This window comes from Klebsiella sp. WP4-W18-ESBL-05 (assembly GCF_014169075.1).
Taxonomy (GTDB): domain Bacteria; phylum Pseudomonadota; class Gammaproteobacteria; order Enterobacterales; family Enterobacteriaceae; genus Kluyvera; species Kluyvera ascorbata_B.
The window spans coordinates 1594536-1606393 of the sequence record NZ_AP022057.1 but is presented as its reverse complement, the minus strand read 5'-3'; the positions used below and the strand labels follow the sequence as shown (position 1 = coordinate 1606393).

At 59.1% G+C, this 11858-nt stretch carries 9 protein-coding genes; 4 read left to right on the top strand and 5 right to left on the bottom strand.

From position 1 onward, the window contains the following. From gsiC to iaaA, 4 genes are read right to left on the bottom strand one after another with little or no spacing between them, the layout of a single operon-like run. Positions 1-921, bottom strand: coding sequence for a glutathione ABC transporter permease GsiC (gsiC, locus tag H7R58_RS07735; protein ID WP_106924526.1), 921 nt, complete (start codon positions 919-921; stop codon positions 1-3). Between the two features lie 52 nt (positions 922-973). Beyond that, on the bottom strand, positions 974-2512 hold the full coding sequence (gsiB, locus tag H7R58_RS07730) for a glutathione ABC transporter substrate-binding protein GsiB (protein WP_182929230.1): 1539 nt from the start codon (positions 2510-2512) through the stop codon (positions 974-976). A 23-nt stretch (positions 2513-2535) separates the two neighbouring features. Continuing rightward, a complete protein-coding gene (gene gsiA / locus H7R58_RS07725; RefSeq protein WP_182929231.1) occupies positions 2536-4395 on the bottom strand; it encodes a glutathione ABC transporter ATP-binding protein GsiA in 1860 nt (619 codons plus the stop codon). Positions 4396-4406: 11 nt separating this feature from the next. Next, positions 4407-5348, bottom strand: a complete 942-nt coding sequence (gene iaaA / locus H7R58_RS07720; RefSeq protein ID WP_106924529.1) for a beta-aspartyl-peptidase — start codon at positions 5346-5348, stop codon at positions 4407-4409. 179 nt (positions 5349-5527) lie between these two features. Between iaaA and moeA the strand changes: the two genes are divergently transcribed. Both moeA and moeB read left to right on the top strand, forming a co-directional pair. After that, positions 5528-6763 (top strand): molybdopterin molybdotransferase MoeA, encoded by a 1236-nt coding sequence (moeA, locus tag H7R58_RS07715; RefSeq protein WP_106924530.1) that lies wholly within the window; start codon positions 5528-5530, stop codon positions 6761-6763. Further along, positions 6763-7524: a molybdopterin-synthase adenylyltransferase MoeB gene (moeB, locus tag H7R58_RS07710; RefSeq protein WP_182929232.1), complete on the top strand. Its 762-nt coding sequence runs from the start codon at positions 6763-6765 to the stop codon at positions 7522-7524. The genes moeA and moeB overlap by 1 nt, the downstream gene beginning before the upstream one ends. Before the next feature lie 74 nt (positions 7525-7598). Here the strand turns inward: moeB and fsa are convergent, their stop codons facing one another. After that, positions 7599-8261, bottom strand: a complete 663-nt coding sequence (gene fsa, locus H7R58_RS07705; protein ID WP_182929233.1) for a fructose-6-phosphate aldolase — start codon at positions 8259-8261, stop codon at positions 7599-7601. Positions 8262-8394: 133 nt separating this feature from the next. Here fsa and H7R58_RS07700 point away from each other — a divergent pair, with 133 nt between their 5' ends. Further along, a complete protein-coding gene (locus H7R58_RS07700; RefSeq protein ID WP_182929234.1) occupies positions 8395-9297 on the top strand; it encodes a glycyl-radical enzyme activating protein in 903 nt (300 codons plus the stop codon). Between the two features lie 5 nt (positions 9298-9302). Beyond that, complete coding sequence (locus H7R58_RS07695) at positions 9303-11735, top strand: formate C-acetyltransferase/glycerol dehydratase family glycyl radical enzyme (RefSeq protein WP_182929235.1); 2433 nt, start codon at positions 9303-9305, stop codon at positions 11733-11735. Positions 11736-11858: the final 123 nt, after the last annotated feature.

Below are 11858 nucleotides of genomic sequence, written 5' to 3'. Positions count from 1 at the left end.
TTATTTATACCTGATAGCCGGGTTAATGGCGGCGTAAAGCACATCGACCACTAAGTTAATAAGAATAAACTCCAGCGAAAACAGCAGCACCTCGGCCTGAATCACCGGGTAGTCGCGCATCTCGACGGAGTCCACCAGCAGGCGCCCGAGCCCCGGCCAGTTAAACACTTTCTCGACCACAATCGAGCCACCGAGCAAAAAGCCAAACTGGAGGCCCATCATTGTCACCACCGGGATCATAGCGTTACGCAGCCCGTGCTTGAGCACTACCGATTTCTCGCTCACCCCTTTGGCGCGCGCGGTGCGCATATAGTCTTCATTCAGCACATCAACAAACGAGGCGCGGGTAAATCGCGCCATCACCGAGGCCACAGCGGCCCCCAGCGTCAACGACGGTAATATGTAGTGCCGCCAGCTGTCAGCCCCCACCGTCGGCAGCCAGCCCAGCTCGACGGAGAAAATTTGCATCAGCAGCATACCCAGCGCAAAGGCCGGGAACGAGATGCCGGTCACCGCCAGCGCCATCCCGAGCCTATCCGGCCAGCGGTTACGCCAGACGGCGGCGGCAATTCCCGCCCCCATGCCAAATATTACCGCCCAGCTCATGCTGGCAAGCGTGAGCCATAGCGTCGGCAGAAAACGGCTGGCAATCTCTTCTGATACCGGGCGCCGTGACACCATCGACGTGCCAAAATCACCCTGCACGGCGTGGCTAATGTAGTGCCAGAACTGCACATACAGCGGTTGATCCAGCCCCAGCTGCTGGCGCACCATGGCAATCACCTGCGCATCCGCCTCGGGTCCGGCAATCAGCCTCGCCGGGTCGCCGGGCAGCATATGGACAAACAAAAACACCAGCACGGCCACGATAAACAGCGTGGGGATCAGGCCGAGCAGGCGTTTCATCACATAGTTGAGCATGACTCTCCTTGCCGCGCATCCCCTGCGCCATCATGACGCAGGGTAAGGTCGCTTACTTCAAATCCGCATCGTCAAAGCTAAATCCAGTATCCGGCATAATATAGAACCCAGACAATGACTTACTGTGCGCTGAAACCAGTTTTTCCACTACCAGCGGCACCCACGGCGACTCTTTCCAGATGATATCCTGGGCGTCTTTATACAGCCGCGCTTTTTCGCTGCCGTCGGTGGTTTGCAGCGCAGCGGCCAGGTCTTTATCAACCTGCGGGTTGCTGTAGAATGCAGTGTTGAACTGGGTTGGCGGCCAGTTTGATGAGGCAAACAGCGGCGACAGCGACCAGTCAGCTTCGCCGGTCGATGCCGACCAGCCGGTGTAGAACATGCGCACGCCGCTCTCTTTCTGGCCCTTACCTTCCACTTCCGCCGCACGCTGACCGGCGTCCATCGCCGTCACCTGCGCCTTGATACCAATCTGTGCCAGCTGCTGCTGGGTGAACTGCAGCACCTTCTGCGCGGTACTGTGGTTATGCGATGACCACAGCGTGGTGCTAAAACCGTTCGGGTAACCCGCCTCTTTTAACAGCTCGCGCGCTTTCGCCGGGTCATACGGCCACGGCTGATATTGCGTTGAGTAGGCAATCGACGGTGGCACCACGCCGGTCGCCGGCGTTGCGTATCCCGCAAAAGCGACCTTCACCAGCGCCTGGCGGTTGATCGCGTAGTTGATGGCCTCGCGCACTTTCGGATTATCAAACGGTTTTTGCGTCACGTTCATGCTGATGTAGCGTTGCATGATTGACGGGCTGGCCACCAGCTCAAGCTGGCTGTTTTTCGCCAACAGCGCGGCCTGCTCGTAAGGGATCGGGAAGGCGAACTGCGCTTCGCCGGTTTGCAGCATCGCGGCGCGCGTATTGTTGTCGACAACCGGACGCCAGGTAATCGAGTCCAGCTTCGGCAGCCCTTTTTGCCAGTAGTGGGCAAATTTGCTGACCTTCACAAAATCGGTCTGGTTCCAGGTATCCAGCTGATACGGCCCGGTACCTACCGGGTGGAAGCCAATCTCGTTGCCGTATTTTTTCAGCGCCGCAGGCGAAATCATCGCCGTCGCCGGGTGGGCGAGAATATTGATAAACGCCGAGAATGGCTGCTTGAGGGTGATTTTCACCGTCTGCGGGTCGACGACTTCGGTCTTATCAATATTCTTGTACAGGTTGTAGCGCTTGAGATGGCTTTGCGGATTGCTGGCGCGATCGAGGTTAACCTTCACCGCCTCGGCGTTGAAATCGGTGCCATCCTGGAACTTCACCCCCTGACGCAGCTTCACAGTGTAGACCTTGCCATCATCAGACACGGTGTAGCTTTCGGCCAGCACGTTTTTCAGCTTCATCTCTTTATCCAGGCCAAACAGCCCCTGGTAGAAGGATTTTGCTACCGCCTGCGACAGCGTGTCGTTAGCATCATACGGGTCGAGAGTGGTGAAATTAGAACCAACCGCGACCACAACATCTTTTGCCGCGAACGCGGGAGCGGCGGCCAGCGCCGAGGCTATCCCCAGAGCAACCAGCCATTTACCTGAAATGCGTTGTGTCATATTGTCCCCTGCCTATGGTTTTATTATCGGTTTATCAGCGCACTGCTTACCGGTTCGCGGGCTACGTAGTGCCCAGGTGAAACCTGTTGCAAACCGGTCGTTTCTACCTCTTCGCCCCGCTTATAGATATTGCTCGGCAGCTCGTCGGACAGCAGTACGCGCTGCGGTCGCCGGTGCGCCGGGTCAGCGACCGGCACGGCGGCCAGCAGCTTACGGGTATACGGATGCTGCGGATCCTCAAAAATAGCGCGCCGCGGGCCAATTTCCACAATGCGGCCGCGATACATCACCGCCACGCGATGGCTAATACGCTCCACGACCGCCATGTCGTGAGAAATAAACAAGAAGGCGATACCCATTTCGCGCTGGAGCGACATCAGCAGATTAATAATCTGCGCGCGGATAGAGACGTCCAGCGCCGACACGGACTCATCGGCAATCACCACCTTCGGCTCCAGCGCCAGCGCGCGCGCAATGCAGATACGCTGACGTTGGCCGCCGGAAAACTCGTGCGGATAGCGCCAGGCATGTTCCGGGAGCAGCCCCACCCGCTCCAGCAGCCACGCCACGCGCTGCTGCAACGCCTCCCCCTGCAGCACACCGTGCACCCACAGCGGCTCCATAATCGAAAAACCGACGGTATGACGTGGGTCCAGAGAAGCATAGGGGTCCTGGAAGATAATCTGAATATCGCGCCGCAGCGGCTGAAGCTGGCTGGCGGAAAGGCCGTCAATTCGCTCGCCGTTAAATGTAATAGCGCCCTGTTGTGATTCCACCAGCCGCAGCAGCGCCCGTCCGGTGGTCGACTTGCCGCTACCGGACTCGCCGACCAGCGCCAGCGTCTCGCCGGGCCATAAATCAAAACTGACGTTTTCCACCGCATGCACTTCGCGGGTAATACGGTTTAGCAGGCCGCCGCGCAGCGGGAAACGCGCGACCAGGTTACGAACCTTGAGTATCGGGTCACCGCTCACTACCGTATTTTGCGGCGGCGGCGGAGGTGCCGACGCGTTCAGATCCGGAAAGCTTTTCGGCAACGCGCTGCCGCGCATTGCGCCCAGCCGAGGCACCGCGGCGAGCAGACGACGCGTGTAGGGATGCTGCGGCGCGTTAAAGATATCTTCAACGCGGCCGGTCTCAACCGCCTCGCCCTGATGCATCACCAGCACCCGATCGGCGATTTCAGCCACCACCCCCATATCATGGGTGATAAAAATAACCCCCATCGACATCTCTTTTTGCAGCACGTCGATAAGCTGAAGAATTTGCGCCTGAATGGTCACATCGAGCGCGGTGGTCGGTTCATCGGCAATCAGCACCGCCGGGCGACACGACAGCGCCATGGCAATCATCACCCGCTGGCGCATACCGCCGGAAAGCTGATGCGGGTAGCGCGACAGCATGGTCTGCGCTTCGGGGATGCGCACGTTATCGAGCGTTTTTTTCGCCTCGGCCAGCGCCTCTTCGCGCCCTAGTCCCTGATGCAGCCGAATAGATTCGGCGATCTGCTCACCGATGGTAAATACCGGATTGAGTGAAGTCATCGGCTCCTGAAAAATCATCGCCATATCGGCGCCGCGCACGCGGCGCATCTGCGCGGGCGTTTGCTCCGCAAGCGCAATGACCTCACGGTTACGCCGACGCAGCAGCATCTGGTCACAGTGGACGTCGCTGTTGGATTGCTCCAGCAGCCGCATCAGCGCCAGCGCCGTCACGGATTTCCCCGAGCCGGACTCGCCGACAATCGCCAGCGTTTCGCCCCGATTGAGATGAAAAGAGAGCTGATGTACGGCACGCACGGGCTGCTTATCCTGGCGAAACGCCACGTTCAGGTTCTGAACGCTCAGCACCTGGGTTACATCAAGCTCATCGGCATGCGGCACGGTTGCTCCTTTTATTCCCGGTAAATACCAATCGTAGGCGTATCGCCGGCGTAGGCCCAGGCACGATACATCCCTTCACTGTTGAACGGCAGCACGACGTTGCCTTCGCGGTCGATAGCAATCAACCCGCCGCTGCCGCCGAGCGCCGGCAGTTTTTCCATCACAACCCGCTCGCAGGCCTCCAGCAGACTCAGGTTGCCGTACTCCATTAATGCCGCAATATCGTACGCCGCCAGCGTGCGGATAAACACCTCACCGGTGCCGGTACAAGAAACGGCAACGCTGGCATTGTTGGCATAGCAGCCCGCCCCCACCAGCGGGCTGTCGCCCACCCGCCCTGGAAGCTTATTGGTCATTCCGCCGGTCGAGGTGGCGGCGGCAAGGTTGCCGTTGATATCCCGCGCGACGGCACCGACGGTCCCCATCTTATGACGCTCATCGAGCGGCGCACCGTCGTGATCGAGAATAAATGCGCCGTTGCTGCGCGCTTCGACAAGCTGTTGAAAGCGCGCGTCGGTAGAGAACAGCGAATTCTCCACCCACTCCATGCCCTGCGCCTGAGCAAAGGCTTCCGCACCTTCGCCAATCAGCATCACGTGCGGGCTCTTTTCCAGCACCAGTCTGGCAGCCAGAATGGGGTTTCGCAGATGTTTCACGCCCGCCACGGCCCCCGCCTGCAGCGCGTTGCCGTCCATCACGCAGGCGTCAAGCTCATGGGTTTCCTCGGCGGTAAACACCGAGCCGATTCCCGCGTTAAACAGCGGGCACTCTTCGAGCTGTCGTACCGCTTCCGTCACCGTATCAAGGGCGCTGGCACCGGCCTCAAGCATCCCTTGTGCATGTTCCACAATGCTGGACAGCGCGGTCACATATTCGCGCTCTTTTTCCGCCGACATCTGCTGGCGGCTGATGGCCCCCGCACCGCCGTGAATTGCAATGACTGCCTTGCCCATTACGCCATCCCTTCCGTCATTTTCTTTATAAATATCATTATAGTGGCATTGCGCCTATATGAATTTTGAATATAGAAATAGCCTTCCGTCATGTAAAGCTACACCGCAGGTGGCATACAGTCTGCGGGGGTTTTCTGCCATAATGTGCGGATTCGAACGTTTCCCGCAGGAGTTTACCCATGGATTTTACCGCCGGACTGATACCGCTTGATGCGGCGCTCACACAGATGCTTGATCGGATTACCCCACTTCAGGAAAGTGAAACGGTACCGCTGTTGCAGGCGTTTGGGCGCATTACCGCACGCGATATCATCTCCCCGCTGGACGTACCCGGTTTTGATAACTCGGCAATGGACGGTTACGCCGTCCGCCTGGCCGATCTTAGCGCACAGGCGCCGCTGACCGTTGCTGGCAAAGCCTTTGCTGGACAGCCGTTCCACGGCGAATGGCCTGCCGGCAGCTGCGTGCGCATTATGACCGGTGCCCCCGTTCCCGCCGGCTGCGATGCCGTCGTGATGCAGGAGGAAACCGAGCAGACCGACGCCGGTATTCGCTTCATCGCCAACGTGAAGCCGGGGCAAAACATTCGCCGCCGCGGTGAAGACATTGCCCGCGACGCGGTCGTCTTCCCCGCAGGGACGCGCCTTACCGTTGCCGAATTACCGGTGCTGGCGTCGCTCGGCATCGCCGACGTCGACGTGGTGCGGAAGGTCCGCGTCGCGCTGTTTTCTACCGGCGATGAACTGCAGCTGCCGGGCCAGCCGCTGGGTGACGGGCAAATCTACGACACTAACCGCCTGGCGGTACACCTGATGCTCGAACAGCTCGGCTGTGAGGTCATTAACCTGGGCATCATCCGTGACAACCCGGAACAGCTTCGCGAAACCTTTATCCAGGCTGATCGACAGGCCGACGTCGTCATCAGCTCCGGCGGCGTATCGGTGGGTGAAGCGGATTACACCAAAACCATCCTCGACGAGCTCGGCGAAATAGGTTTCTGGAAGCTGGCCATCAAGCCGGGTAAACCGTTCGCCTTCGGTAAGCTGAGCCACAGCTGGTTTTGCGGTCTGCCGGGTAACCCGGTCTCCGCCGCGTTAACCTTCTATCAGCTGGTCCAACCGCTGCTGGCGAAGCTGAGCGCCAGCACGCACGCCACCCAGGCTCCCCGCCTGCGCGTGCGCGCCGCCGGTCGACTGAAGAAATCGCCGGGCCGTCTCGACTTCCAGCGCGGCGTGCTAAGCCGCGACGCCAACGGTGAGCTTACCGTTACCACCACCGGCCACCAGGGTTCGCATATTTTCAGCTCCTTCAGCCAGGGCAACTGTTTCATCGTGCTGGAGCGCGAACGCGGCACCGTTGAAGCGGGTGAATGGGTCGAGGTTGAGCCGTTTAACCATCTGCTGGGAGGCCTGTAATGGCCGTCGAACTCAGCGATGCCGAAATGCTGCGCTACAACCGGCAAATCATTTTGCGCGACTTTGATTTTGACGGTCAGGAGCAGCTAAAAGCGTCGCGCGTATTGGTCGTTGGCCTCGGCGGTCTGGGCTGCGCCGCAGCCCAGTATCTGGCCGCCGCGGGCATTGGCCAACTGACGCTGCTGGATTTCGATACCGTCGCGCTCTCCAACCTCCAGCGCCAGACGCTGCACAGCGATGCCACGATTGGCCTGCCGAAAGTGGACTCCGCCCGCGCGGCGCTGGCGCGGATTAACCCGCACGTCACTCTGGCGGCCCGTAACGCACTGCTGGAAGAAGACGAGCTGTGGGCGCTGATTGCCGAACACGATCTGGTGCTCGACTGTACCGACAACGTCTCCATTCGCAACCAGCTCAACGCGGGCTGCTTCCGCCATAAGGTCCCGCTGGTTTCCGGCGCGGCGATTCGGATGGAAGGGCAGATTTCGGTATTTACGTATCAGGAAGGCGAGCCATGCTACCGCTGCCTGAGCCGCCTGTTCGGCGACAATGCCCTCACCTGCGTCGAAGCGGGCGTAATGTCGCCGTTGGTCGGGGTCATCGGTGCAATGCAGGCCATGGAAGCCATTAAGGTGCTGGCCCATTACGGTACGCCAGCGGCGGGGAAAATCGTGATGTATGACGCGATGCGCTGTCAGTTCAGAGAGATGAAGCTAATGCGTGACCCAGCGTGTGAGGTGTGCGGGCAGGCTTCGGCATAACCCCCTCACCCTAACCCTCTCCCCAACGGGGAGAGGGAACCGATAATCGCTTGCCCACCATCCGGTATTTTCTTTTACAGCGACGTCCGTCCGAATGCCGTTTGCCAGTCCTGCTCAAACTTCGCCACCGCCGCGTCTACCGCCGGGTAGCTAATCAGCTGCTGCGCCACGTCCAGCGGCAGAGTAATCGATTGACAGCCCGCCAGCAGGCAATCCAGCGCCTGGCGTGGCGTTTTGAAACTGGCCGCCAGCACTTTCGACTGCGGTGCATGCAGAGTCAGCAAATCCTGTAATTCGCACACCGTCTGAATCCCGTTGCCGCCTTGTGCATCCACGCGGTTGACATAAGGCGCGACATATTCTGCACCCGCCAGCGCCGACAGCAGCCCCTGCGCGGCGCCGTATACGGCGGTGCCTAAGGTCTGGATCCCCTCTTCTTTCAGCATTTTAATCGCCGCCAGCCCTTCTGCCGTTACCGGCACTTTGACCACCAGATCCGGAATAATCGCCCGCAGCGTATGCGCATCTGCCACCATGCCATCGGCGGTAGTCGCCATGACCTGGGCAAACAGACGGCCTTTACCGCCCATGGCGTCAAGCAGCTCCGGCAGCAGCGCATCCAGCGGCTTTTTGCCCGCAGCCACGATGCTTGGATTGGTGGTAACGCCCGCCAGCGGAAACACGCGCGCCAGCTTTTTAACTGCCGCAACGTCAGAGGTGTCGAGATAGAGTTCCATGATGATTCCTTAAAGCGTGATATTGAGCATGGAATAACCCTACCACAGCAAAACCTCTTCTTAAGTTGACGCACGTCAAGATAACTTTCATTCGAAAGTATTTTAATCTTTATACGAAAGATGAGGGCACGCTATGATTTTCAACATTCAGCGCTATTCCACCCACGATGGTCCAGGCATCCGCACCGTGGTTTTCCTGAAAGGATGCTCGCTCGGCTGTCGCTGGTGTCAAAACCCGGAAAGCCGCGCCCGTGAACAGGATCTGCTGTTTGACCCGCGCCTGTGCCTTGAGGGCTGCGATCTGTGTCAACAGGCGGCGCCTGCGGTCATTACCCGTGCCCTTAACGGCCTGGTTATTCATCGCGAAAAGCTGAATCAAACGCATCTCGACGCGCTGGCACACTGTTGCCCAACGCAGGCGCTGACCGTCTGCGGCGAAGCGAAAAGCGCCGAAGACATCATGGCGACCGTTCTGCGCGATAAGCCCTTTTACGATCGCAGCGGCGGCGGCATGACGCTCTCCGGCGGCGAGCCGTTTATGAATCCTGAACTGGCGCTGACGCTGCTGAAAAGCGCGCATGAACAAGGCATCCACACGGCGGTCGAAACCTGCCTGCATGTGCCGTGGCGCTATCTCGAACCGGCGCTGCCGTATATCGACCTGTTCCTCGCCGACCTCAAGCACGTTGACGAGGCGCGCTTTAAACAGTGGACCGACGGCTCGGCCAGGCGCGTACTCGATAACCTGAAACGCCTGTCGGCAGCCGGCAAAAAAGTCACCCTGCGCGTGCCGCTGATTCAGGGCTTCAACGCTGATACCGCCTCCATTAAAGCGATTACCGATTTTGCCGCCGATGAAATGCCCGGCGTGCGCGACATTCATTTTCTGCCGTACCACACGCTGGGAATCAACAAATATTCCCTGCTCGGTCTTCCCTACTTTGCACCCGACAAGCCGCTGAATGACCCAGCGCTGCTGGACTTTGCCCAACAGTACGCGCACGAAAAAGGGTTAACGGCGACACTACGAGGATAAAAACCATGACCACTCTGACGCTCGATAAACTGACCGACCGCATCCAGGCCCACAAAAACGCGCTGGTGCATATTGTTAAGCCGCCGGTGTGCACCGAACGCGCACGCCACTATACCGAAGCGTACCAGCAGCACCTGGACAAGCCGATTCCGGTCCGCCGCGCGTTGGCGCTGGCCCACCACCTGGCAGAGCGGACTATCTGGATCAAACACGACGAGCTGATCATCGGCAACCAAGCCAGTGAAGTGCGCGCCGCGCCGATCTTCCCGGAATATACCGTCAGCTGGATTGAAAAAGAGATCGACGATCTCGCCGACCGTCCGGGCGCGGGCTTCGCCGTCAGCGAAGAGAACAAACGCGTGCTGCACGAAGTGTGCCCATGGTGGCGCGGCCAGACCGTACAAGACCGCTGCTACGGTATGTTCACCGATGAGCAAAAAGCGCTGCTGGCGACCGGTATCATCAAAGCTGAAGGCAATATGACCTCGGGCGACGCTCACCTGGCGGTAAACTACCCGTTGCTGCTGGAAAAGGGCCTCGACGGCATGCGCGCGAAAGTGGCCGAACGCCGTACCCGCATTAACCTGACCGTGCTGGAAGACCTGCACGGTGAGCAGTTCCTCAAAGCTATCGATATCGTTCTTGAAGCCGTAAGCCTGCACATTGCCCGTTTCGCCGAGCTGGCGCGTAACATGGCCGCCGAAGAAACGCGGGCCAGCCGCCGCGATGAGCTGCTGGCGATAGCGGAAAACTGCGACGTGATTGCCCACCAGCCGCCAAAAACCTTCTGGCAGGCGCTGCAGCTATGCTATTTCATTCAGCTGATTTTACAAATTGAGTCGAATGGACACTCCGTGTCGTTCGCCCGTATGGACCAGTATCTGTACCCTTACTATCGCCGCGACGTTGAGCTGGAACAGTCATTGGATCGCGAGCACGCCATTGAACTGCTGCACAGCTGCTGGCTGAAGCTGCTGGAGGTGAACAAAATTCGCTCCGGCTCGCACTCCAAAGCCTCTGCCGGTAGCCCGCTGTATCAGAACGTCACCATCGGCGGCCAAAAATGGGTAAACGGCGAGGCGCAGGACGCGGTCAACCCGCTCTCTTACGCAATTCTCGAATCCTGCGGCCGCCTGCGCTCCACCCAGCCAAACCTGAGCGTGCGCTACCACGCTGGCATGAGCAACGATTTCCTCGACGCCTGCGTGCAGGTGATTCGCTGCGGCTTCGGCATGCCAGCGTTCAATAACGATGAAATCGTCATCCCGGAATTTATTAAGCTCGGCGTCGAACCGGAAGATGCCTACGACTACGCGGCAATCGGCTGCATCGAAACCGCCGTCGGCGGTAAATGGGGCTATCGCTGTACCGGCATGAGCTTTATCAACTTTGCCCGCGTGATGCTGGCGGCGATGGAGGGCGGCCGCGATGCCACCAGCGGTAAGGTGTTCCTGCCACAGGAGCACGCGCTGTCGCAGGGCAACTTCGCCAACTTCGACCAGATGCTGGCCGACTGGGATAATCAGATCCGCTACTACACGCGTAAATCGATTGAGATTGAGTACGTGGTCGACACCATGCTGGAAGAAAACGTGCACGATATTCTATGCTCGGCGCTGGTTGACGACTGTATCGAGCGGGCGAAAAGCATCAAACAGGGCGGCGCAAAGTATGACTGGGTTTCCGGCCTGCAGGTGGGCATCGCCAACCTCGGCAACAGCCTGGCGGCGGTCAAAAAGCTGGTATTCGATCAGGGGGCGATAGGTCAGCAGCAGCTGGCACAAGCGCTGGCGGACGATTACGAGGGTCTGACCCACGAACAGCTGCGTCAGCGCCTGATCAACGGCGCGCCGAAGTACGGCAACGACGATGACAGCGTTGATACCCTGCTGGCGCGCGCCTATCAGACCTATATCGACGAACTGAAGCAGTACCATAACCCGCGCTACGGCCGCGGCCCGATTGGCGGAAACTACTACGCCGGCACCTCGTCTATTTCGGCCAACGTGCCGTTTGGTGCCCAGACTATGGCTACACCGGATGGCCGTAAGGCGAAAACGCCGCTCGCCGAAGGCGCCAGTCCGGCTTCCGGTACCGACCATCTGGGGCCAACCGCGGTGATCAGCTCTATTGGTAAGTTACCGACGGCATCCATTCTTGGCGGCGTGCTGCTTAACCAGAAGCTGAACCCGGCAACGCTGGAAAACGAGAGCGATAAGCAGAAACTGATGGCGCTGCTGCGCACCTTCTTTGAAGTACACAAAGGCTGGCACATTCAGTACAACATCGTGTCGCGCGAAACGCTGCTGGAAGCGAAGAAACATCCGGATCAGTACCGTGATTTAGTGGTGCGCGTGGCGGGGTATTCGGCGTTCTTTACCGCGCTGTCGCCGGATGCGCAGGATGATATTATTGCCCGTACGGAGCACACACTGTAGTTCGGTGTTTTCCCCCTCACCCTAACCCTCTCCCCAATGGGGAGAGGGAACCGCACGGAGCCATTTTTCTCACCTTTTTTGGTGGTTGATGCTGGTGTTGTTATGTGAGTCACCAATGGTTGA

Coding starts and splice junctions, on each gene's coding strand:
- gsiC (WP_106924526.1), bottom strand. CDS start 921: ATGCTCAACTATGTGATGAAACGCCTGCTCGGCCTGATCCCCACGCTG.
- gsiB (WP_182929230.1), bottom strand. CDS start 2,512: ATGACACAACGCATTTCAGGTAAATGGCTGGTTGCTCTGGGGATAGCC.
- iaaA (WP_106924529.1), bottom strand. CDS start 5,348: ATGGGCAAGGCAGTCATTGCAATTCACGGCGGTGCGGGGGCCATCAGC.
- moeA (WP_106924530.1), top strand. CDS start 5,528: ATGGATTTTACCGCCGGACTGATACCGCTTGATGCGGCGCTCACACAG.
- moeB (WP_182929232.1), top strand. CDS start 6,763: ATGGCCGTCGAACTCAGCGATGCCGAAATGCTGCGCTACAACCGGCAA.
- fsa (WP_182929233.1), bottom strand. CDS start 8,261: ATGGAACTCTATCTCGACACCTCTGACGTTGCGGCAGTTAAAAAGCTG.
- H7R58_RS07700 (WP_182929234.1), top strand. CDS start 8,395: ATGATTTTCAACATTCAGCGCTATTCCACCCACGATGGTCCAGGCATC.
- H7R58_RS07695 (WP_182929235.1), top strand. CDS start 9,303: ATGACCACTCTGACGCTCGATAAACTGACCGACCGCATCCAGGCCCAC.